Source organism: Lutibacter sp., from assembly GCF_016342705.1.
Classification (GTDB): Bacteria; Bacteroidota; Bacteroidia; order Flavobacteriales; family Flavobacteriaceae; genus Lutibacter.
The window spans coordinates 273,559-297,780 of the sequence record NZ_JAEINV010000001.1 but is presented as its reverse complement, the minus strand read 5'-3'; the positions used below and the strand labels follow the sequence as shown (position 1 = coordinate 297,780).

23 protein-coding genes and 1 pseudogene are annotated in these 24,222 nt (G+C 31.1%); 7 read left to right on the top strand and 17 right to left on the bottom strand.

The genetic code is table 11. The features are described from left to right. Positions 1-10 precede the first annotated feature (10 nt). From JEY78_RS01065 to JEY78_RS01020, 10 genes and pseudogenes are all read right to left on the bottom strand, one after another. Positions 11-421: a response regulator gene (locus JEY78_RS01065; RefSeq protein WP_291846073.1), complete on the bottom strand. Its 411-nt coding sequence runs from the start codon at positions 419-421 to the stop codon at positions 11-13. 83 nt (positions 422-504) lie between these two features. Then, positions 505-912 (bottom strand): GNAT family N-acetyltransferase, encoded by a 408-nt coding sequence (locus JEY78_RS01060; RefSeq protein WP_291846071.1) that lies wholly within the window; start codon positions 910-912, stop codon positions 505-507. Between the two features lie 135 nt (positions 913-1,047). Beyond that, the gene (locus JEY78_RS01055) at positions 1,048-2,088 is read right to left on the bottom strand and encodes a serine hydrolase (protein WP_291846069.1); all 1,041 of its coding nucleotides are present in this window, start codon (positions 2,086-2,088) and stop codon (positions 1,048-1,050) included. A gap of 86 nt (positions 2,089-2,174) precedes the next feature. Then, positions 2,175-2,720, bottom strand: a complete 546-nt coding sequence (locus JEY78_RS01050) for a hypothetical protein (protein ID WP_291846067.1) — start codon at positions 2,718-2,720, stop codon at positions 2,175-2,177. A gap of 153 nt (positions 2,721-2,873) precedes the next feature. Next, positions 2,874-3,032 (bottom strand): hypothetical protein, encoded by a 159-nt coding sequence (locus JEY78_RS01045; RefSeq protein WP_291846065.1) that lies wholly within the window; start codon positions 3,030-3,032, stop codon positions 2,874-2,876. 177 nt (positions 3,033-3,209) lie between these two features. Next, a complete protein-coding gene (locus tag JEY78_RS01040) occupies positions 3,210-4,286 on the bottom strand; it encodes a two-component regulator propeller domain-containing protein (protein ID WP_291846063.1) in 1,077 nt (358 codons plus the stop codon). Between the two features lie 183 nt (positions 4,287-4,469). Next, positions 4,470-4,562: pseudogene (locus tag JEY78_RS01035) on the bottom strand (helix-turn-helix domain-containing protein); the annotation flags it as partial. After that, entirely contained in the window at positions 4,549-4,770 is a 222-nt protein-coding gene (locus tag JEY78_RS01030; protein WP_291846061.1) for a PLD nuclease N-terminal domain-containing protein, read from the bottom strand. The gene JEY78_RS01030 and the pseudogene JEY78_RS01035, both read right to left, overlap by 14 nt. 192 nt (positions 4,771-4,962) lie before the next feature. Further along, positions 4,963-5,478 (bottom strand): GNAT family N-acetyltransferase, encoded by a 516-nt coding sequence (locus JEY78_RS01025; RefSeq protein WP_291846059.1) that lies wholly within the window; start codon positions 5,476-5,478, stop codon positions 4,963-4,965. A gap of 320 nt (positions 5,479-5,798) precedes the next feature. Further along, entirely contained in the window at positions 5,799-7,316 is a 1,518-nt protein-coding gene (locus tag JEY78_RS01020; protein WP_291846057.1) for a PAS domain-containing sensor histidine kinase, read from the bottom strand. A 562-nt stretch (positions 7,317-7,878) separates the two neighbouring features. Between JEY78_RS01020 and JEY78_RS01015 the strand changes: the two genes are divergently transcribed. After that, positions 7,879-8,280, top strand: a complete 402-nt coding sequence (locus tag JEY78_RS01015; protein ID WP_291846055.1) for an HU family DNA-binding protein — start codon at positions 7,879-7,881, stop codon at positions 8,278-8,280. Positions 8,281-8,454: 174 nt separating this feature from the next. Here JEY78_RS01015 and JEY78_RS01010 read toward each other — a convergent pair whose 3' ends face one another. The 3 genes from JEY78_RS01010 to JEY78_RS01000 form a co-directional block, all read right to left on the bottom strand. Continuing rightward, positions 8,455-8,964 (bottom strand): gamma carbonic anhydrase family protein, encoded by a 510-nt coding sequence (locus JEY78_RS01010; protein WP_291846053.1) that lies wholly within the window; start codon positions 8,962-8,964, stop codon positions 8,455-8,457. Between the two features lie 68 nt (positions 8,965-9,032). After that, a complete protein-coding gene (locus JEY78_RS01005; RefSeq protein ID WP_291846052.1) occupies positions 9,033-10,004 on the bottom strand; it encodes a type IX secretion system membrane protein PorP/SprF in 972 nt (323 codons plus the stop codon). Positions 10,005-10,083: 79 nt separating this feature from the next. Then, on the bottom strand, positions 10,084-10,353 hold the full coding sequence (locus tag JEY78_RS01000) for a hypothetical protein (RefSeq protein WP_291846051.1): 270 nt from the start codon (positions 10,351-10,353) through the stop codon (positions 10,084-10,086). A gap of 151 nt (positions 10,354-10,504) precedes the next feature. Between JEY78_RS01000 and JEY78_RS00995 the strand changes: the two genes are divergently transcribed. The 6 genes from JEY78_RS00995 (at position 10,505) to JEY78_RS00970 (ending at position 18,908) form a co-directional block, all read left to right on the top strand. Continuing rightward, a complete protein-coding gene (locus JEY78_RS00995; protein WP_291846050.1) occupies positions 10,505-10,921 on the top strand; it encodes a hypothetical protein in 417 nt (138 codons plus the stop codon). Between the two features lie 111 nt (positions 10,922-11,032). Continuing rightward, on the top strand, positions 11,033-14,848 hold the full coding sequence (locus JEY78_RS00990; RefSeq protein WP_291846049.1) for an efflux RND transporter permease subunit: 3,816 nt from the start codon (positions 11,033-11,035) through the stop codon (positions 14,846-14,848). Positions 14,849-14,877: 29 nt separating this feature from the next. Continuing rightward, entirely contained in the window at positions 14,878-16,101 is a 1,224-nt protein-coding gene (locus JEY78_RS00985; protein ID WP_291846047.1) for a TolC family protein, read from the top strand. Between the two features lie 2 nt (positions 16,102-16,103). Next, the gene (locus tag JEY78_RS00980) at positions 16,104-17,888 is read left to right on the top strand and encodes an efflux RND transporter periplasmic adaptor subunit (protein ID WP_291846046.1); all 1,785 of its coding nucleotides are present in this window, start codon (positions 16,104-16,106) and stop codon (positions 17,886-17,888) included. 20 nt (positions 17,889-17,908) lie between these two features. After that, positions 17,909-18,283, top strand: a complete 375-nt coding sequence (locus tag JEY78_RS00975) for a heavy metal-binding domain-containing protein (protein WP_291846045.1) — start codon at positions 17,909-17,911, stop codon at positions 18,281-18,283. 109 nt (positions 18,284-18,392) lie between these two features. Beyond that, a complete protein-coding gene (locus JEY78_RS00970; protein WP_291846044.1) occupies positions 18,393-18,908 on the top strand; it encodes a hypothetical protein in 516 nt (171 codons plus the stop codon). An 82-nt stretch (positions 18,909-18,990) separates the two neighbouring features. Here the strand turns inward: JEY78_RS00970 and leuB are convergent, their stop codons facing one another. The 4 genes from leuB to leuC all read right to left on the bottom strand — a co-directional run bounded on the left by leuB (position 18,991) and on the right by leuC (position 23,902). After that, positions 18,991-20,046 carry a 3-isopropylmalate dehydrogenase gene (gene leuB, locus JEY78_RS00965; RefSeq protein WP_291846043.1) on the bottom strand — a complete coding sequence of 352 codons (1,056 nt, stop codon included), beginning with the start codon at positions 20,044-20,046 and terminating at the stop codon, positions 18,991-18,993. Positions 20,047-20,222: 176 nt separating this feature from the next. Continuing rightward, positions 20,223-21,740, bottom strand: a complete 1,518-nt coding sequence (locus JEY78_RS00960) for an alpha-isopropylmalate synthase regulatory domain-containing protein (protein ID WP_291846042.1) — start codon at positions 21,738-21,740, stop codon at positions 20,223-20,225. A 93-nt stretch (positions 21,741-21,833) separates the two neighbouring features. Further along, a complete protein-coding gene (gene leuD / locus JEY78_RS00955) occupies positions 21,834-22,430 on the bottom strand; it encodes a 3-isopropylmalate dehydratase small subunit (RefSeq protein ID WP_291846040.1) in 597 nt (198 codons plus the stop codon). A gap of 77 nt (positions 22,431-22,507) precedes the next feature. Then, a complete protein-coding gene (gene leuC / locus JEY78_RS00950) occupies positions 22,508-23,902 on the bottom strand; it encodes a 3-isopropylmalate dehydratase large subunit (RefSeq protein WP_291846039.1) in 1,395 nt (464 codons plus the stop codon). Between the last annotated feature and the right edge of the window lie 320 nt (positions 23,903-24,222).

Below are 24,222 nucleotides of genomic sequence, written 5' to 3'. Positions count from 1 at the left end.
TTTTAATTAACTATAATTTAATATACTTATCCTTTATTTCTTCTAGCTTTTGTTTTGTCAATGGTTTAATAGCATAATCCACCACAAAACTCCATGATTTTGCCCTATTAATACTTTCAATATCATTTAAAGTGGAAAGCATTACAACAATTAGGTGTTCTCGAAATGGTGCATCCAACTGACTGTATTCTTCCAAAAACTCCCAACCATTCATTTTAGGCATGTGTATGTCTAAAAATATGAGATGAGGATTTGGGTTGTTTTTTTCATTTTTTGATTTGAAATATTCCAAAGCCTCTTCGCCCGAAGTTTTTGGAATAACTACAGCGTTTATAGCTGCTTTCTTTATTTCTCTTTCATGAAAATAATTATCATCTGTATTATCATCAATGAGCATAATATAAAACTTACCATTTTCCATTTTGATAGATTTTTAATTCTGAAATAAAAGGATAAACCATTTCCAATTTAAGTTATTTAAACAAGTTTTTATATCAAAACCAATCATTTTAAATCATTTTCATCCTTTAATAAAAAGCATGCCTCATGTTTTGACATTCCTATATGCGGATAATAATCAACGGCTTTTGGTGCAGCTAAAAGAATTAATGTTGCCTTTGGAGTTTCTTTTTTTGTGAATCGGATGAGCTCTTTTCCAATGCCTTTTTTTTGATATTCATCCGCTACCGCCAAATCTGAAAGATAGGTGCAGTACACAAAATCAGTAACAGATCTTGCTACACCTACTAACTTATTCCCATCTCTTGCTGTTATTATTAAGTTGGCATTTTCAATCATTGCTTTTATTCTCTCAACATCATTTATAGGCCTTCTTTCTCCAAGTGTTGATTTTATGAGTAATTCTTTAAACTCTTTTGCTGAAAGCGTATTTTCTACTTTATATTTTATCATTTTTCTTATAATTGAAGGTCACTTTTTGAAACTAACGAAATTTCGAGGTTAAAAACGTCATTTTCTGATGCTTAAAATTACTATTTTTTTAGAAATATACTATTTTATGAAAAGACGTCCTATTTTATCAGCGCTTTATAAGTTTTTAGTATGTGTCACTATTTTTACAATTCGATTGTAAACAATTTCGGATAAATTCCAAGTGTAACCATCAAAATTAGTGGTATTCACAAACTGAATAACAACAGTATCAATATCTTTATGATATTTGGCAATGCTCTGATACCCAGGAATTAATCCTGTATGCTCATACACGTAAATGGAGGAATAAATTTCCTGTTCTCCTTCATTAAACACCGAACCATCGTTTAATGCTCTCAAAAAAATCCCCACATCTTCAGCTGTGGCCAGCATTAAACCTGTATCTTCAAACTTAAAATCTTCATCAACGCCAACATAATAGCCGCTCATTACATCATTTAAATCCACTTCACTCTGCGAACCAAATGTATTTTTCAGTCCAAGTGGAATTAAAATTTTCTCTTTGATATATTGTTGATGGGGATAACCTAGCACTTTATCAATAAGATCAGAAATTAACATATAATTGGTATTTGAATAGCCATAATCTTTACCCGGTTCAAAGTCCGCTGGCAAATCCAATGCGTATTCAAGTGTTTCTTGTTTGTTTTTTGGTGGTTTTTTCCAATAATTTGGATGATCTACAAAATTTGGAATACCGCTTCTATGCTGCACCATCATTCTCAAGGTGATTTTGTCGGCATTTTCAATGCGTCCCACAAGTTCTGGAAAATAGTCGGCGAGTGTTTTATCTAAAGACAACAGATCTTCTTTCACTAATTTTGTAGTTGCAACAGCTACATATAGTTTGGTAATACTGGCAATTTTAAATAAGGCTTTTGGATTAGCTGGTATTTTATTTTTCCTATCGTGCCAGCCAGCCGCATAAAAAGCAGGTGGTTTGCCAAATTCATCCACGTAAACAATCATCCCATCAAATCCATGGTCAATACCTTCATTTAGTTGCTCTTGAACCGTATTTGGAAGTGGTAATATCCAAGCCTTCACCAAAATCCATGGCACAAAATACAAGGAAGATATACTTGCAATTATAAATAGTATTCTTAGTAATTGTTTTGCTCTTTTCTTAGTCATACTACTTTATAAAATGGTGTTTTATAGAATTTGTACCAATTCAAATTTATAAATTTTTTATTGATAGCAACTTGTATGTTACATGTTTATTTCTTTTTTCGGTACACTAAAAGGAGTATTCCTGAAATTATAAATCCAGCACTACTTAAAAAAAGTAAAAGAGATGATTTTAATATGCCAAAGAAAGATGTGCTCGTTTCCTTTTGTCTATAAGCTAATAGATCAATGCTATCATCACTTATTTTTGAAATAATTTTTACAGTTTGTTTTTCTTTAATTTCAAATTGACCAATACTCTTATACACTTTATCGAAAATTGCATACGTAATTGTTGTTTTAATTTTAGGAACCACATGCGTGGTATCAACATCAATTTCTATAATTGTTGGGTTTTCTCCATACTCAGTTACTAAATAATTGATGGCAGGTTTTTCATTTTCTTTTAATTTGGTTGATAATTCAAACAACTCATAAATTCCATTATTTAATTCAACTTTTGTTTCTGAAGGCGTTTGAAACGCTTTAAAATCCTTTTCAAATTTATGCCTAGAATTTAGAATGTTTGTAAAAAAATAGCTTCCAGAAATAAGTGAAATTATAAGAATGGTTATTAAAATGTTTGTCTTTTTCATAGAATTTTTTTTAACTTTTTAACTTAGAATTTGCCTTGTAAATTTTATTTAGAACAAAACGGAATTAATCTTTTCGCTTTTTGAGTATACAAATGGCAATCCTTGTGCGTTTTTTTAATGAAATTTCTTCCAAAAGCATTCTATCTCTGACTTTTATTTTTTTGAAAAAATGGTTTTTCCTGATATGGTTAGCACTCCACCAATACCTACCAATACTCCAGATATAAAAGAGCTTAAATCATTATCAATAGTATTCATTACTACAATTCCAATAATTAATAATGAAATTCCTAAAAGTCTATTTTTATTCATCTTTTTTTATTTATACGCACCTGTAATTAAGGGTGACGGGTTAGCGCATGAAAAGTTGTGGATTTTGAAAACGCAATTCTCTAAAGTTTAAATTTAATCTTTTTTTTGTTTTAGAAACATTCTATTTTTCTGGATTTAGCAATTTTTTATATACAAAGCTTGTGTTCATATTTCATTTCAAAACTGTTTATCAAATGATTTTCCGTTAAACTTATAAACGCGACCATTTGACATTCCAAAAAGTAAATTGTTAACATTGTCTTTATATATGGTCCAAATCATTGGTGTTAATAACTTGTCCTTAATTGGATAGTTTGTCAAAGTCTTACCGTTATATTTCCATGCTCCTGAATCTCTATCTCCAAACCAAATATTTCCTTCTGAATCTTCTTCAATGGCAAAAACGGATTGTAATCCTGTATTTTTATCAAATTGTTGCTTTTTAAAGTTCGCTTCAAACTCATTCATTGGAATAAGTTTTCCTTGTTCTTTCGAGAAATGAGTTATTGAATTTCCTTTTTTAAGAATTACACCAATCCCATTATTCCCTATCCAAATTCGCCCTTTTGAATCTGCTAATACACTTCTAATATGCAAAAGCTCATTATCTTTAAGCTTTAAATTTTTATGATCAAAAATATGTATTATTTTACCATCGTAATTGAATAATGCTGCATAAGTCGCAATCCAAATTTTACCGCCTCTATCTTTTGATATATCAGTTACACCGTATGAATTATGAAGATTTTCATTTTTTGGTTTTGGGAAAATTAAATAGTTCATATTTTTTCCGTCAAAACGATTTATTCCGTCTTCTTCGCCTGCATAAAACCACAAATCCCCACTGGATTTATTCCATTCAAAAAATGTTGGTTCGTTAGTTTTAGTTAGGTAATTAGTAAACTTCCCTCTGTCATGTACACTTACTCCATTTGCAGTTCCAAACCAAATATTTCCATTTTTATCCTCCTGTATTGAACGGATTTGATTATCAGATATACCTTCATTAGTTGTAAAGTATTCAAATGTTTTTCCATCATAAAAGCTTATGCCTTCATTATGACTTCCAATCCAATAATTGCCTTTACTGTCTTGAAAGATAGCACGTATTCCAGAAGTGAATTTTAAGGTGTCAGTTTTTGAATATTTTGCAAATTCAAAATTAACTACCTTTTCAGAAGATTTCTTTTCAATACAAGAAAAGTTCAGAGTCAATATGACTATTAGGTAAATCAATTTTAATTTTTTGTTCATTTCCAGTTTTTCTAATATGACCCGTCCTAAAATATGGCTGCAGGTTAAAAATGATTTTAAGCATCTAATTTAACAAATAAAAACAGAATAGAAAATATGCGAGAATTTTAGTAAGTAAGCCAAAACCAGCAATTAATTTTACACGGTGAAGTGCTGCCTTTTTATTAATTTTAAATTGGATTTTTACTCCTTTGAGTATTCTAATAAATCTCCCGGTTGACAATCTAATGCTTCGCAAACTGCTTCAAGAGTACTAAATCTGTTAGCTTTTAATTTTCTGATTTCTGCCAATAACGAAATATAAAATTGCTCCAATCAAATTGAGAAATAGCACAACTAATACCCAAACAATTTTATTATTTCCCTCAAATTCATTTTTTAAAATGTCAATTAGAGCAATAATTGTAGGAATAATTCCTAATAAAAATATAACTCCAAATATCACCATAATTTGAAATGGTCCAATCATCCCTAGTTCAATCATCTTTTTCTGTTTTTAAATTAACATAATTATTAACAATTTTTTGTCTGTCTGCGTTAATACTAACTAAATTTTATTTGATTTTTACACTGAAAATCGGAGATTTTTCTGCCGCAGCAAATCGTTTATTAAATATTTGTTATTTATACTAGTTTAAATGTAAGTATAAATTACATGAGGTGTTGGCAAATGTTATTAATATTTCAGATACATTATATGATTTGGGTTTGAGTGTGTTTCCGATATTTTAAAATTATATGCACCTACAACATTAAATCCTTTATAGGTGTAAAAATTTATTGCTCTTTGATTTTCCAACCAAACGGCTAGCCAAATGCCTTTTTGATTATGTTTTTTTGATAACTGAATATTAAAATTAAATAATTTTGAGCCTAATTTTTGTCCATAATATTCTTTTAAAAGATATAGTCTATCAAGTTTTGTTACATTTAAATCTATAACGTCTTTGTTAGGAGTGTTTAATTCAATTTTTGAAAATCCAGCAACTTTATAGTTAAAATAGATAATATGGTATTGAACTTTTGGATTCTCAAACTCTTTACTGATAGCTTCTTTATTATATGTTTTTAAAATAAAACCATTAATATCTTTTATTGAAGCACTATTTCCGTGAGATTCTAAAAATGATTGTTTTCCTATTTCAGCGATTAGTTCAGAGTGTTCAATAGTTGCTTTTATTATTTGAATCATTATTTAATTTTTCTTTAATTTTTTATATCTCAGAAGTCTATAAAATCAAATTATGCTATTAAATATTTAGGCTAGTCTGTTTATATTTTGCTAACGTTTTATTTAATGGTTACTTTTAAAACACTTTTATAATTTAAAATTCAATTTACGTAATTACTTGCAACTTATTATATCCAAAATAAGAAAAGAGAAACTGCTTTGTATAAAGTTTTTTATTGTAATAAACATTATACTCCTTTTTCTAAAGCAACATTAAAAAAGTAAAGTAACTATTATTTATTACCAATTATGAGGCATCATCCGCAGTTTTTATTCATTTTTTACTTATACAAAGGCAACGTAAATTTAAAACTGCTTCCATGTCCTTCTTTACTTTCAACCCAAATAATACCACCTTGTTTTTCCACAAATTCTTTACAAAGTACTAATCCTAAACCTGAACCTTTTTCATTTGCAGTTCCTTTTGTAGTTTTATTTATATCTATACTAAATAATTGTTTACACCTTTCAGCATTCATTCCTACGCCATTATCTGAAATAGTGATTTCGCAGAAATCTTTATCTTGTAGGGTATTTATACTAATTTCACCATTTAAATTCGTGAATTTTATAGCATTAGAAATAAGATTTCTCAAGACCGTTTCTAACATATTTTGGTCTGCAAATACTTCAATAGCTCCTGACGGAATAAAATTTATTGCGATGTTTTTAATTATTGTATTTGAACGTGATGTTTCTAATATATTTTGAATTATTGAAGATATCATTAATTTTTCAGGATTGAAATTAATCTGTCCTGTTTGAACTTTTCCCCAATGCAATAAATTATCAAGTAAACTAAGCGTGTTTCTTGCCGTTACATTTATAAATGAGCTAAATTCTTTTATTTTTTCTATTTCCTTGGTATCTGTACTATTTATTAATAAATCGGAAAAGCCTAATATGGTATTAAATGGACCTCTTAAATCATGCGCTATAATTGAAAAAAGTTTGTCTTTAGTAGCATTCAATTCTTTTAATTTTCTTTCACTATCTATTAAAGCCAATTCTGTTTTTTTTCTTTCACTTATATCTCTCGCTAAGCCTGTTGCACCAATAATCTCATTGCTATCATTTAATATTGGATTAAAAAAACTTTCATAATACGCCAAATTTTCTTTCCCGAATACCCTAATATTTGTATGAGTTTCACCGCTTAAAGCTCGGTCATAATTATTTTTAGCAATTACCCTGTCTTCATCAGATGTTATACAATCTAGAATATTCATTCCAACTTTAACATCCTTCCCATACGCGTGTTTCATTGTTTTAACGTGCGCAGAATTGAAGTATAAATAGCGGTATTCTTTATTAATAGAAAAAAGTATGGTATTTCTTTGGCTTTCTAAACTAGACTTTAGCAGCAACTGTGAATCAATTAATGCCTGTTCATCTAACTTGCGCTTCGTGATATCTTTCCCAAAAAACAAGGCTCCAATTACCTTGTCTTTAATAATTATAGGATTCATAAATACCTCAATGTATAGTGAAGTATTGTTAGCTCTAACATTGTCAATAAATGAAAATGATTCATTACCCAGTGCTCTGTCGTATTTTGATTTCCAAAGTTCTCTAAGTGGTTTAGGTAGTGACAAGAGAAGATTTGTACCAGGCTTCATGTAAATTCCAAAATTTACATAAAAAGCCTCAACAAAAATCTCATTAGCGTATAGAATTTCATAGTCCTTATTTATTGCCCATACGCTATCTGTTGTGTTCTCAAAAATGGCTGATAAATTTAGTTTTCCTAAATTCTTAAGTTTTCTATGGTTCGTTTTCTCTGCTTCTATATTTTTCATTTTTTAGTTGTGGTATTTCATTCATTTTTTAGTAATTAATTTCACTATGTTATACCCCTCAATAACTAAACTTTTTACAATCCAATAATTTTCAGCACATAGGAAGCTTATAAATTATAGCTTGTTTAAAATTTGTTTCTTTTTCACCTTTAAATGTACTAAAAAAATGAAAAATAGAGACTATTTTGCACGAAATTTATGATACCACCCAACATTACATCTTTCTTTTTAAAACATTATTAAATTTAGGCACAGTAACTATTATCTTTTACTAAAGACATTTTTGTTTTTTATTAAAGACTTTTTTATATTTTGTTAGGGACTTTTACAAAAATATTGTACAATTACTATAAAAATAAATGTAGATATATTTTAAAACTATTGTACAATTAATTTGAAGAATTTGTACTATTTTTACAATAGCACTAAAAATGAAGAAAACAACTAGTACACCATAAATATACAAAAAACGAAGTAAATAAAGTTCTTTTTAAATATATTTTATCAACCATTGTGTATACAAACCAACCATTATATTATTAATTTTTAAACATTGCTATATATGTCCATCCGCTACAGAATTACCAAAAGAAGCAATAACATTGCTATAGAAAAGAAATCTAATTATATTATGCAAGCGGTATCTACCGGAACTATTAATATTGATAGGCTTAGTTATGAAATTAGCAATGAATGCACGCTTAGCAAAGTAGATGTAAAAGCGGTATTATTTGCCTTGGGTGAAAAATTAGAATTTCATTTAAAAGAAGGCAAAACCGTAGATATTGAAAATATTGGAAAGTTTAAAATTGGTTTTAAAAGCATTGCTGCTGAAAATGCACAGGATTTAACACCTAAAAAAAGTATTGTAAAGTATCATTTAAATTTTCAACCATCAGTATACATAAAACGTTGGCTTAAAAAAGGACTGACAACTTATAAAGAAGGAAGCACCAGTAAATAACCGTTTCTTCTCCTAAACATAAAACCAACAATGCAACTTAAATAGTTACGCAGTTGGTTTTATTATTTTATTTTTTGCGTTAAGGATAGCGCCATTGTTTGAGCTCTTTTTAAGTTTTTTTAAACTTTAAAAAGCGAGTTGCAATAGCCTGACCTGAAAGGGAACGCCCAACTATTATTTATACCAACTAGCGTATTTAATGTAGTTATTGGCAATTCTATCAATTTCGCCCGAAATTAACTCTTGACTAATATCTTTTACTTTTTTTGCTGGAACACCGGCATAAATGGTTCCTGACCCAATATGTGTACCTTTAGTAACCACAGCGCCTGCCGCAATTATGCTGTTACTTTCAACAACACAATCATCCATTACAATAGCACCCATACCTATTAAAACATTGTCGTGAATAGTACAACCATGTACTAATGCATTGTGCCCTATGGATACGTTATTACCAATATTTGTTGGATGTTTTTGATAGGTTGCGTGAATAACTGCGCCATCTTGCACATTTACTTTGTTTCCAAGTTTTATATAATGTACATCACCACGTAAAACAGCATTATACCAAATACTACATTGGTTTCCCATACTTACTTCTCCTACAATTACTGCATTTTCTGCAATAAAACAATCGTCTCCAAATTGAGGCGTATTTCCGTTTAATTCTTTAATTATCATGTTTTTTATCAATAAAATGACACCTTCCGTTTAAGTGGTAAAATTACTTAAATAAATTTTAAAGTGTATTAAAAAGAGCTATTGATATTTGGACAGCCACCAATTCTTCTTGGTGAACGGCAACCAAAATTAAATCCTAATGAAAGTTGATGATATCCAGCATCATCAAATAAAATTTCACCAGATTGTTTGGTGTAGGTATAAGAAATCATAAACTTATTAAAGTTAACACCTACAATGGGTGTTAGGTAGTTTAATTCTTCTGTATTGGCATTATCAAATCCTTTTCTGTATGAAAAAGCTGCCCAAATTTGAGCATCTTGTACTTCTTTATAAACTTTTATATTAAAGTCTACAAACTTCTCTCCTGTTCTTTCTATAGCTTGCGCCATTACAGAGGGTTCTAATTGAAAACTTTTATCTTTACCATAATAATAACCCAAGGTAAATAGGTATCGGCGTAGATTTAAAGATTCATATCGGTCGTTATACAAATTACGCGCGCTTAATAAAATGTTTTTTGCTGTTACATAAGAGAAAAAACCACTTTTATGATAGGCCATACTCACATCTGCATTAAAGTAACTTTCGCTTTGTACAATTTGTGAAATTACAGGATCTGGTATGGTAAAACTTCTTTCATCTACATTATTGTTTACTACCATAAAAGAAAGTCCGAATGATAATTGATTTACCTCATCATAACTTCCCATATTTATATGATACGCATACGCTCCTTGCACGCCTTGTTGTGAATGATACCCATTTTTATCATTAAATAAAATAATACCAAGCCCCATATTTTCTCCAACTTTGGTATGTGCGCTTAATGTTTGTAGTGATGGCGCATCTTCTATTCCAGCCCATTGTGTTCTTGCAGTAAGTCTTAATTTACCACAATTTCCAATACCTGCTGCTGATGGATGTACCAAAAAAACATTGTCTGATAAATAATCCGCATAAATAGGCAACGTTTCCTGAGCATTTAAAAAAGGAAGTGCTAAAAAAAATGTTACTACAAATAATTTAAAAAATTTCATTACTTAAAAAAATAGGCCTTCAAATATATGCTATTTAAAATAATTTACGAATTGAGAAAATTTTAATTGTTGCTAAATTTCAAAAAAGTGATAATACGTTGGTTTGTACTTCTTCATTTTTTCCAACAAAAATTTTAATTTTCATAAAATCCAACACTTTCAAAAGTGTGCCAAAATGATATTCCTTTTCCGGAGAATTAGCACTTAAAACTCCGTTTACTGCTGTTTTACTTAAATTAGTTCCGTTTATAATTTCAATCTTTTTAATTCCATTCGCTTCCATTTTTTCACGAATAATTTTAGCTATGTGTACTTTACTTTCTACTTCAAATAAATTAATTGATAACATACCTTTAAATTTACCAGCATTACATACAATATGTAAGTTACGGATTTTTAATAAATTACAATGAATTAAATATAAAGAAATTAAAAACAAACAAACATTTAACACCATTTTAATATACAATAAATTATTTTATTTAACTTTGTAAAGCATTATGAAGCAATTATTTAGCAAAATAGCATCCATCTTAATGGCTATTGTGGTACTTTTTTCCACCATGTCATTTTCCTTTAGTGAACACTATTGTGGTGATCACTTGGTAGATGTTGGGCTATTTTCTAAAGCCGAATCTTGTGGAATGGCCATGGAAACAGCAGCTGCTGATAGTGACTGTAATTCCATAAAAAAAGATTGTTGTTCAGATATTGTAAAACAAATTGAAGGACAATCAAATCTTAAAATAGATTTTCAAAGTCTTTCTATTCCGCAGCAAGAGTTTGTGGTTGCATTTACCTATTCTTATTTAAATTTATTTGAAGGCACCGAAAATACGGATGTTCCTTTTTCAGCGTATTCTCCACCTCTGGTCGATAAAGACATTTCTGTACTTTATCAGGTTTTCAGAATTTGATTTTAAACTTTTTGAGTTGAATTGGTATTGTTTTGATTTTTGAATCAAAATAATAGTTACATACCTATTTATTTAGGTTTCAATATTCATTAAAGTTTAAATTTCATTTTTATGTTAAATAAAATAATACGCTATTTTTTAGAAAATAGATTTGTAACCATCCTTTTATTATTGGTTTTTATAGGATGGGGATTGTCTACTGCTCCATTTAATTGGAAAACAGGCTTTATACCAAAAGATGCAGTTCCTGTAGATGCCATACCTGATATTGGTGAAAATCAACAAATTGTATTTACCGATTGGCCAGGTAAATCACCTCAAGATATTGAGGATCAAATTACGTACCCGCTAACCACTTCTTTAGTAGGAATACCAGGAGTAAAAACTATTAGAAGTACCTCCATGTTTGGTTTTTCAAGTATTTACATCATTTTTGATGAAAATGTGGAATTTTATTGGAGTAGAAGCAGAATCTTAGAAAAATTAAATTCTTTACCTAGTGGCTTGTTACCAACCGATGCCAAACCAATGCTTGGACCTGACGCTACTGGCTTAGGACAAGTTTTTTGGTACACCTTAGAAGGAAGAGATTCCAAAGGAAATGTTACTGGCGGCTGGGATTTACATGAACTTCGTACAGTTCAAGATTTTTATGTAAAATATGGTTTAAATGCTGCCCATGGAGTTTCAGAAGTTGCATCTATTGGCGGCCAAGTGCAAGAATACCAGGTAGATGTAAATCCAGATGCTTTAAAAACCTACGGAATTGGTTTTGATATGGTAATGATGGCCGTAAAAAATAGCAATAGAGATATTGGTGCCAATACTATTGAAATTAATAAGGCGGAATATATGGTTCGCGGATTGGGCTACATAAAATCGCTAGAAGATATTGAAAATGCAGTAGTTACAGTTAATGAAAATACACCCATATTAATAAAAGATGTTGCCTTTGTAAGTGTAGGAGCTGCACCCAGAAGAGGCGTTTTAGATAAAGAAGGTGCAGAAGTTGTTGGAGGTGCTGTTATTGCACGTTACGGTTCTAATCCGTTAGAAGTGATTGATAATGTAAAAGCTAAAATCAATGAAATTTCAACAGGATTGCCTAAAAAAACGCTGGCAGATGGTACAATTAGCCAACTAACTATTGTTCCTTTTTACGATAGAACGGCACTTATCCAAGAAACCATTGGCACTTTAGAAAGTGCCCTTTCAGAAGAAATCATCATCAGTATTATTGTTGTTATTATTTTGTTGTTTAATTTAAGAGCCTCCTTTATAATAGCAAGTTTATTACCGCTGGCCGTAATTATGACTTTTATAATTATGCGTTATGCAGGTGTTGATGCCAATGTGGTGGCGCTGTCAGGTATAGCCATTGCCATTGGTGTAATGGTTGATGTGGGAATTGTTTTTGTTGAAAATAACATTCGATATTTTGAAATGCCTGAAAATATCGGTAAAAAAGGAAAAGAACTAATCTCCGTAATATATGATGCTACCGTTGAAATTGCACCAGCCATTACGGTTGCCATAGCAACTACAGTGGTCAGTTTTTTACCTGTATTTTTTATGGAACATGCCGAAGGAAAACTATTTAGACCTTTAGCTTTTACAAAAACATTTGCTTTAGGAGCATCGTTTTTAATTGGCATCATGTTTTTACCAACATTGGCGTATTTAATTTTTGGATTTAATTTTTCTAAACAAAAATTTAGTACCTATTGGAATGGATTCTTAATAATTGCCGGAATTGTTTTGGCATTTGCGTTTTCAACCATAATACCAGTAGCTTTAACTTTAATTGGTCTGAAAAACATTTTAGAAAATAGATACCCAACCTATTTAAAAAAACATTCAAATACAATAACCATAGGAATAGCATTGCTATTTACAACCTATATATTAACAACCTCTTGGAATCCATTAGGTCACCAAAATAGTTTGTTTTCAAATTACCTAATGGTTGCTTTAATTATAATTTCAGTGCTATCCTTTATAATAGCAGTTATTTACTATTATGAAACAATTTTATGGTGGTGCTTAAATAATAAGGGTAAATTTTTATTGTTACCGTTGTTCACCATTCTTTTTGGTTTATTTATTTGGATGGGATTTAATTCTATTTTTGGATTTACGGCCAAAGGATTAGATAAAGTAGGTGTTAATATTAGAAGTACAGGTGTATATTCCTATCTAGATCATAAATTTCCCGGCATAGGGAAAGAGTTTATGCCTTCACTAAACGAAGGTAGCTTTTTGTTAATGCCAACTTCAATGCCACATGCAGGGATTGAAGAAACTACCAAAACAGTTCAATTACTAGATATGGCCGTTGCCACAATTCCTGAGGTTGAGGTGGTGGTTGGAAAGCTAGGCAGAGCAGAAACAGCGTTAGACCCAGCACCCATTTCAATGTATGAAAATGTAATTAATTACAAATCAGAATATATTTTAAATGAAAAAGGACATAAAGAAACCTTTAAAGTTGATGAAAATAATGGTTTCATTTTAACAACAGGAGATACTATTTCAAATGAAAATGCCATTTTAAAAAGAATTTCAGCAACGCAATTAATTGCAGATGAAGATGGTGAAATTTTTAGAAATTGGCGAAAGGAAATTCAATCACCAAATGATATTTGGAAAGAAATAGTAAAGGTTACAAATTTTCCAGGAATCACCTCAGCACCTAAATTACAGCCCATTGAAACGCGTTTGGTAATGTTGCAAACAGGAATGAGAGCTCCTATGGGAATTAAAGTGTATGGCCCAGATTTAACAACTATTCAACAGTTTGGAATTGAACTTGAAAACATTTTAAAGACAGTGCCTTCTGTAAAATCCGAAGCTGTTTTTGCAGATAGAATTGTAGGAAAGCCTTATTTAAATATTAACATTGATAGAGCTAAAATTGCACGTTATGGCTTAAGTATTGAACAAACGCAACAAGCCATTGAAACAGCTGTGGGAGGAATGCCAATAACCACAACTGTTGAAGGAAGAGAGCGCTACAATGTACGCGTTCGTTACCCTAGAGAATTACGTGATGATCCTGAAAAGTTAAAGAAAATACTGATTCCTACTCCAACAATGGCACAAGTTCCTTTGGGTGAATTGGTTTCAATAGAATATGTTCAAGGACCGCAAATGATAAAAAGTGAGGATACTTTTTTAGTTGGCTACGTGTTGTTTGATAAAAAAGAAGGTTTTGCTGAAGTTGATGTGGTGGAGGATGCTCAACAAATTATTGACGCTAAAATAGCTTCTGGAGAATTAATAGTCCCTGCTCATATAAATTATAAATTTTCTGGAAATTTTGAAAATCAAGTGAGAGCCGTAAAACGTTTGTCAATTGTAATACCTATATGCTTGGGTATTATTTTCTTGCTCTTATTTTTTCAGTTTAAAACCGTAACAGCTTCGGCAATTCACTTTTCAGGCGTATTTGTAGCTTTTGCCGGTGGATTTATTATGATTTGGCTTTGGGGACAAGATTGGTTTATGAACTTCAGTATTTCAGGCGTAAATATGCGCGATTTGTTTCAAATGCATACCATTAATTTAAGCGTGGCAGTTTGGGTTGGGTTTATAGCTCTCTTTGGAATTGCAACAGATGATGGTGTATTAATGGGAACTTATATTCATCAGGTTTTTGAAGAAAGAAATCCGCAAAGTGTAGAAGAAGTTAGAAATGCCGTAGTAGATGCTGGTAAAAAACGTGTTCGCCCTGCCATGATGACAACCGCTGTAACTATTATAGCTTTAATACCAGTTTTGACTTCCACGGGAAAAGGATCAGATATTATGGTGCCTATGGCAATTCCAACATTTGGAGGAATGATTATTCAAACCATGACCATTTTTGTTGTTCCAATTCTTCAGGCGCATTGGAGAGAATCAATCATTAAAAAAAGTAACAAATGAAAGCGAAAATAATATATAGAATATTAAATATGAGATATTTAATAGTGATTGGTTTACTGTTCTCATTGAATGTAAATGGTCAAACCCTAGAGGAGTATTTGTTGATAGCTTCAAAAAACAATCCAGAAATTAAAGCAGCATATACTGAGTTTGAAGTTGCCATGCAAAAATCACCTCAAGTAAAATCGTTGCCAGACCCAACGCTTACAATGAGTGCTTTTGGAAGAATGGTTGAAACAAGAGTTGGCGCGCAAGAAGCTCGTTTCAGTATTATGCAAATGTTCCCTTGGTTTGGAACATTTGCTGCCAAAGAAAATGTTGCCAACTTATTAGCAGAAGCTGCTTTTCAGAATTATGTTGATACCAAAAATGAAGTTCTGCTCAATGTAAAAAAAATGTATGCTGAAATTTATGAACTTCAACAAATGATTGTTCTGGAGGAACAAAACCTTCAAATATTAGATACTTATAGAATTCTATCTTTAAGTAAATTTCAAAATGGAAATGGAGCAATGGTAGATGTTGTGAGAATTGATATTAAAAGAAATGAAAGTAGCACTAATATTGATCTTTTAAAGGAGCAATACAAACCGCTTCAAATAGGGTTTAATAGCATGTTAAATGTGGAATTAAATGAACCGATAAATAGTTTAGATTCATTGCCTTTAAATAATGAATCAATGCAAGAATATACGAATGATTTATTTGATTCAAACCCTAAAATAGTTATTCTAGCCAAAAAAGAGCAAGCGTTTGAAGCACAAAAACTAATAGAAAAAAAAGAAGGATTACCAATGATAGGAATAGGGTTGGATTATTCTATTATTTCAAAAAGAGATGTGCCTGATTTAGAAATGAACGGACAAGATGCTATTATGCCTATGCTAACAGTAACATTGCCAATTTTTAGAAAAAAATACAAAGCAGCACAAAAGGAAGTTGAGTTGATGATAAAAGGAACTGAATTTGAAAAAGAAGCACTTCAAAATAAGTTAAGAACTACTTATAGTATAACACTGTTTAATGTGCAAAAAGCTAAAAAATTAAACCAATTGTACTTAAAGCAAATTGAAGCTACCCAGCAAGCCATTAAATTATTACTTGCCTCCTACAGTAATTCAGGTAGCAATTTTGAAGAAGTTTTAATGATGAACCAAGATTTATTGATGTTAAAAACAGCTGTAATTACAGCAAATAAAAATCAATTTACAGCACAAGCGCAACTGGAGTATTTACTTTCAAAAGATAATTAATTATGACAACAAATACTAAAAACATACTAAAAGCAACAGGAATTCTATTGATAGGATTGTTGTTAGGATGGATACTTTTTGGAGGAAATAACACTTCAGAAGAAATCCACGACCATTCTGCTGAACAAGCTGAAAACACCATTTGGACTTGCTCTATGCATCCACAAATTAAACAATCAGAAGCAGGAAAATGTCCGCTTTGCGGGATGGATTTAATTCCGCTAGAAAATCAGTCAACAGATATGAACTCCATTGAAATGACAGAGAATGCTATGAAGTTAGCCAATATTCAAACAATGGTTGTTGGAACTAAAAACACGAATAAAGAAATTCGTTTAAATGGAAAAGTTCAGATTGATGAGCGAAAATTATATGCTCAAACTACTCATATTCCAGGTAGAATTGAACAATTGACTATTAATTTTACGGGTGATAAGGTAAATAGAGGTCAAACTTTGGCCATGGTATATTCACCTGAATTGGTAACAGCTCAAGAGGAATTATTACAAGCAAATGCAATTAAAAGTGCACAACCCGACTTATTTGCGGCTGCAAAACAAAAATTACGGAATTGGAAAATTAGTGACAATACCATTTCAAAAATAGTGAGCTCAGGGAAAGCTATTCAAAAATTTCCAATAACAGCCGATGTTTCAGGAATAGTAACTGCAAAAAAAGTGGCGTTAGGCGATTATGTAAATAGAGGAATGCCATTGTATGAAATAGCAGATTTAACATCTGTTTGGATTCTTTTTGATGTATATGAAAGCGACATGATTTGGGTTAAAGTAGGTGATAAAGTTTCATATACCCTTCAATCATTTCCGGGTGAAACATTTGAAGGAACCATTTCTTTTATAGATCCTATGATTCATGCACAAACAAGAGTAGCAACCGCCCGTGTTGAAGTTAAAAATGTTGGAAATAAGTTAAAGCCTGAAATGTTTGCCTCGGGGATTATTAAAGATCACTTGAGTAAAACAGCTTCACAAGAAATTGTAATTCCAAAATCTGCAATTATGTGGACAGGTGAACGTTCTATTGTATATATTAAAAATAAAAATTCAACAATTTTTACATTGCGTGAAGTAACTTTAGGAACCTCCTTAGGGGATTCTTATAGTATAAAAGACGGCTTAGAAAACGGAGAAGAAATTGTGGTAAATGGCACATTTACTGTAGATGCAGCGTCACAATTAGCAGGGAAACCAAGTATGATGAATACTGACGGAGGAAAAGCAATGACTGGACATATAGGTCACAATAATACTGAATCAACAGAAAGTTCCGCGATGGAAAAAGAAGAAGGTCATTCAAAAATGAATGCTAGAATTTCAGTTTCAAAAGAGTTTCAACAGCAATTAAATACTGTTTTTGATACATATCTTGCGGTAAAAGAAGCCTTAGTAAATGATAACGCCACAAAGGCACAAAAATTGGCAAGTGAATTACTGAAATTAATTAGTAAGGTTGACATGAATTTATTGACTACTAAAGAAGCACATACTCATTGGATGGCAATTACAAAAGAAATTTCAAATTCGTCAAAAATAATTTCGTCAACATCAGAAATAGAGACTCAAAGAATTGGCTTTATCAACTTGTCAAAAAGTATTTCAAAGAGTGTTGAGATATTTGGTATCAATAAAAAAGTGTATCAGCAATTTTGTCCCATGGCAAATAGTGATAAAGGAGCCATTTGGTTGAGCTCCAATGAAAAAATTATGAACCCATATTTTGGCGCCTCTATGTTAAGTTGCGGAACCGTTCAAAAAATTATAGAATAATTAATTTAAAACAATAGAAAATGAAAACACAAAAATTAGTAACTGTTTTAGTAATTGCATTATTAGCAGTATCAACCATGAATGCTCAAGAAATGAAGCAATCAAAAATGAAAAAAGAAGCAGCAAAAGTTGAACAAAAGGATATGTATGCTTGTCCGATGAAATGCGAGGGTGAAAAAAAATATGAAAAACCGGGGAATTGTCCAAAATGCAAAATGGATCTTAAAAAACTGGAGGTAAAGACAGTTTACACATGTACTATGCATCCAGAAGTTGTGAGTGGTAAAAAAGGAAAATGCTCAAAATGCGGCATGAAACTTACTGAGAAAAAAATGGAAATGAAAAAAGAGCATATGGAGAAAGGTGCATCTCATGAAGGTCACAATCATAATTAAACTGAATAATAGCTTTAATTATTGTTGCATTAGTAATAAGTTTTGGTCCTGTTTCGATAATTAAAAATTTAGTAAGATTTAAAATTCAATTATTTAAAATAAGTGAAATATGAAAACAATTAAAAATAAACAATTAGCCGGTATTTTAGTTTTATTACTAACCATATTATTCTCAGGATGTGCTAAAAATGATGATGTAGTTTCCAATGATGTTGTTGGTATCTATGAAGGAACTTTAACAAATGATGTAGCTGGAAAAATAACAAGCTCAAAATCCAACAGTGCTGCAACAGCTGTAGTAACTATGGTGGGTGATAAAATTGAAGTTCATTGTTATAATGATAATTTTGACATCACAATTATGTTAAATTTATTTGAAGATGGAGACATGATAAATACATGTTTAACTGGTACTGATTTCTCAACTATGTATGGTCACATGATGGGTCAATCTAATATGAATGGAAATATGCAAAATACTGGTTCAGCGTGGATGCAACATTTAAACAATGAACACCAAAACACTGATGAACATTTTGGTGGCTTTAATATGAAAAATCATTCTTTTGACTATATTTTTAAAATGGAAACTGGAGATTTTCATTTTCAAGGAATTAAAAATTAATTTTAATGAATTAGTTTCAATATAGTAAATAAAAAAAGCGAGTTTATTTTAAACTCGCTTTTTTTATAATCTACATATAATTCTAAATGTTTTTAGCTAACCAATCTCCAACTTCTTTCGTTCCGTAAGCCTTACCTTTTTCAGATAAATCTTCTGTCACAATTCCTTCGTTTAAAGCTTTGTTTACAACGGCTCTAATTGCTTTACCTTCTTCTAATAAATTAAAATTTTCAAACATCATAGCCGCAGATAAAACTGTAGCCATTGGGTTTGCTATATTTAATCCTGTAGCTTGTGGATATGAACCATGAATTGGTTCAAATAAACCTATGTTGGAACCTAAAGATGCTGAAGGCATTAATCCCATTGAACCTGAAATTACAGATGCCTCATCCGTTAAAATATCTCCAAATAAGTTTTCCGTAATTAACACGTCATAACTATTTGGCCATTGCACTAAACGCATAGCCACTGCATCTACAAATTCATAAGAAACTGTTACTTCTGGATACTCTTCTTCCATTGCTTGTACAGTTTCTCTCCATAAACGCGAAGTTTCTAACACATTTGCCTTATCTACACAACATAATTTTTTTGAACGCGTCATTGCTAGTTCAAACCCTTTTTTAGCCAAACGTTGTACCTCAGCCCTTGTGTAAACACAATTATCAAAAGCAGTTTCTCCACCATCTCTTCTCCCTTTTTCGCCAAAATAAATTCCTCCGGTTAATTCACGTAAGAAAACTAAGTCAGTTCCTTCAATACGTTCTCTTTTTAAAGGTGATTTATCTAATAATGATGGAAATGTAAACGTTGGACGAACATTAGCAAATAAGCCCAATTTTTTACGCATTTTTAACAATCCTTGCTCTGGACGAACTTTTGCTGAAGGATCATTATCATATTTGGGATGACCAATAGCTCCAAACAATACAGCATCTGAATTTACACATATTTCATGTGTTTCATCTGGGTATGGTTCTCCGCAAGCATCAATAGCTGCTGCACCCGTTAAAGCTGGTTTCCAATTAATTTCATGGTTAAATTTTATAGCAATGGCATCACAAACTTTTACCGCTTGATCAATTACTTCAGGACCTATTCCGTCTCCTGCTAAAAGTGCAATATTCAATTTCATCTTTCTAATTATTGTTTAATTGTATAATCTTTAATTTATTATGTACTTGTATTTAAAATTTGAAACGTCATTCTGAACTTGTTGCAGAATCTCTCTAGAAATATATCTACTATTAATAGGAACCTGAAACAAGTTCAGGTTGACGAACGTATATTTTAAATCACTTTTAATTCTATTTAAATATTTAACATTCTTTGTGTGGCTTTAATTGCAGATACCGTTTGATCTGAATCTAATCCTCTTGTTATAAATCTTTTATTGTCGTTTTCCCAAGTAATAATAGTTTCGCATAATGCATCTGATGTACTTCCTGGAGGAATTCTAACCGCATAATCTACTAACTTTGGCAATACCATTTTTTTCTTTTTATACAATTTTTTTAAGGCATTCATAAAAGCATCAAACTGTCCATCGCCTTGCGCATGTTCTTCATATAAGTCACCATCAATTTTTACCAAAACAGTTGTTGAAGGTTTTAATCCTTTTGAATGGGTAAGTACATACGACTCAATAGTTATACGTTCCTGATACAAATTACTGTTTAATACATCCGAAATAATGTAAGGTAAATCCTCTTTTGTAACCAATTCTTTTTTATCACCCAACTCAATAATACGTTGTGTAACTTTCTTTAAATCTTCATTATTTAAAGTCAATCCTAACTCTTGAAGATTTTTTTCAATATTTGCTTTTCCTGAAGTTTTCCCTAAGGCATATTTACGTTTTCTACCAAAACGTTCAGGCATTAAATCATTAAAATATAAATTGTTTTTATTATCACCATCTGCATGAATACCAGCAGTTTGCGTAAAAACATTATCTCCAACAATTGGTTTGTTTGAAGGAATTCTAACACCAGAAAATGTTTCAATTAACTTACTTACTGAATATAAGGACGTTTCTTTTACGGACACTTCAATTTCATTTTTAAAGAAATCGTTGATGACAGCCACAACACTTGCTAATGGTGCATTACCCGCGCGTTCACCCATTCCATTTACCGTTAAATGAACTCCATTAGCCCCTGCATATAAAGATTCCATGACGTTTGCAACACTTAAATCGTAATCATTATGTGCGTGAAAATCAAAATGAATAGTTGGGTATTTTGTGGTTGTTTTTGAGAAAAACTCTTTGGTTTCAGCAGGAGTTAAAACGCCTAAAGTATCTGGCAATAAAATTCTTGCAACCTGTTGAGTGGCTAAAAAGTCTAAAAATTGAAATACATAATCAGGAGAATTTCGCATTCCATTACTCCAATCTTCTAAATATACATTGGTTGTAATTCCTTCTTTTTGCGCTAAATCTATGACCTCCTTTATTTCAGCAAAATGTTGTTCAGGAGTTTTTTTAAGTTGATGTGTTAAATGATTTAAAGAACCTTTGGTTAATAAATTCTGAACCTTTGCTCCTGCATCTTTCATCCATTGAATAGATTGTCCTCCATCCACAAAAGTTAACATTTCAATTCTATCAATATATCCGTTTTTTGAAGCCCAATCTGTGATGTTTTTAACTGCTTGAAATTCTCCTTCTGAAACTCTTGCAGAAGCAACCTCAATCCTATCAATATGCAATTCTTCTATCAATAATTTTGCAATTGTTAATTTTTCAGCAGAAGAAAAAGAGACTCCTGAGGTTTGTTCACCATCACGAAGTGTGGTATCCATTATTTCTATTTTTCTTTTTTCCATTTAAACAGTTATTGGGTAAAATTTAAGATGAAAAAGCGTTTCTTTAATTTCGAAACGCTTTTTTAAATTTTATGTTTGTACATTCAAAATTAATTAAAACGGTCTTGTTTCAGCAAAAGACGTTATTTCGTTTTTCATTTTAGTTAAGTAATCAATATCATCAAAACCATTAATCATATTGTCTTTTTTATAACTATTAATTTCAAATGATTCTTGTTCTCCACTTGCCAAAATAGTAATGGTTTGTTTTGGTAAATCAATTTCTAATTCCGTTTCTGGATTTGATTCAATAGCTTTAAAGATTTTATCTAAAAATTCCGCACTTACCTGTACTGGAAGTACTCCAATATTTAAACAATTTCCTCTAAAAATATCTGCAAAAAAGCTAGAAACCACACATCTAAATCCATAGTCATAAACCGCCCAAGCTGCGTGTTCCCTAGATGAACCAGAACCAAAATTTCTTCCTCCAACTAATATTTTCCCTTTGTAAATTGGATTGTTAAAGACAAACTGTTCTTTTGGTGTATTGTCTGAATTGTATCTCCAATCTCTAAAAAGATTATCTCCAAATCCTGTACGCTCTGTTGCTTTTAAGAAACGAGCAGGAATAATTTGATCAGTATCCACATTTTCAATTGGTAATGGTACCGCTGTACTTTTTAATATTTCAAATTTATCGTAAGCCATAATATTGTTGTTGGTTGTTGGTTATTTGTATTTGGTTCAAAAAACCTACAACCTAATTTTTAATTATTAATTTTTAATTATAAAAGCGTTCTAGGATCCGTTACAACACCTGTTACAGCTGTTGCTGCAGCAACTAACGGACTTGCTAATAGCGTTCTAGACCCTGGACCTTGGCGACCTTCAAAGTTTCTGTTTGATGTACTTACCGCTACTTTTCCTGCAGGAACTTTATCATCATTCATTGCTAAACAAGCTGAACAACCTGGCTCACGTAATACAAATCCAGCTTCGTGGAATATGTCTAATAAACCTTCTTCTTTTATTTTTGCCTCAACAATATGAGAACCTGGCACTAACCAAGCAGTAATATTATTCGCTTTTTTTCTACCTTTTACAATAGATGCAAATGCTCTAAAATCTTCAATTCTACCATTTGTACAACTTCCAATAAAAACATAATCAACCGGTTTTCCAATCATAGTTTCACCTTCTGCAAAGCCCATATAATCTAATGATTTTTTATACGTTGCAACGCCACCTTCAACATCTTCAGCTTTTGGAATATTTTGTGAAATTCCTGTTCCCATACCTGGATTTGTTCCATAAGTAATCATCGGTTCAATTTCACTTGCACTAAATGTTAACTCTTTATCAAAAGTAGCATCCTCATCCGTAGATAGGGTTTTCCAATAATCCATTGCAGTATTCCAATCAGCTCCTTTTGGCGCAAATTGTCTTCCTTTTACATATTCAAATGTTTTCTCATCTGGAGCTATAAGTCCACCACGCGCACCCATTTCAATACTTAAATTACAAACGGTCATACGACCTTCCATGGTCATATTTCTAAAAACATCACCTGCATATTCAACAAAATAACCTGTTGCTCCTGAAGTTGTTAATTTTGAAATAATAAATAAAGCGACATCTTTTGGTGTTACTCCAAATCCTAATGTTCCATTTACGTTGATACGCATTTTTTTAGGTTTTGGCTGCATAATACATTGCGATGAAAGTACCATTTCTACTTCTGAAGTACCAATACCAAAAGCAATAGCTCCAAAAGCTCCGTGCGTAGATGTATGTGAATCTCCACATACAATAGTTGCGCCAGGCAAAGTAATTCCATATTCCGGACCTACAACGTGCACAATACCATTTTGTTGATGACCTAATCCCCAGTGAGAAATTCCCCATTCGGCTGAATTTTCTTCTAAAGCTTTTAACTGATTTGCAGATAAAGGATCTTCAACAGGTAAATGTTGATTAATGGTTGGTGTATTATGATCGGCTGTCGCGAACGTTCTTTCTGAAAATAAAACAGCATTTTTTCTGCTTTTTAATCCTAAAAAAGCAACCGGACTTGTAACTTCATGTATTAAATGTCTATCAATAAACAACACATCTGGTCCGTCTTTAATTTTACGAACCACGTGTGAATCCCATACTTTGTCAAATAATGTTGTGCTCATTTATCTTTTTTTATTGTATTTACTTTTTAATTAAATTTAAAACGTTGCAAAATTAAAAAAAGCCTTAGAAAACCAACTAGGAATAATTAATTTATACGATACCCAAAACTACTTTTAATAGCTTTTAAATTTTACTAAATACTATTACAACCCGCCTAACATGTTTTTTACATTTATTATATTTTAAAATCCCTACTTTTAAGTCGCTCTTTTAATTTTTTTCCAAATTGCTTATTTAATATATTTTGACCTTAATACACATTAAGAATTGAATACACTTTAAAAAAAAATCACTTTTACTAGTTTTTTGATAGTAATGA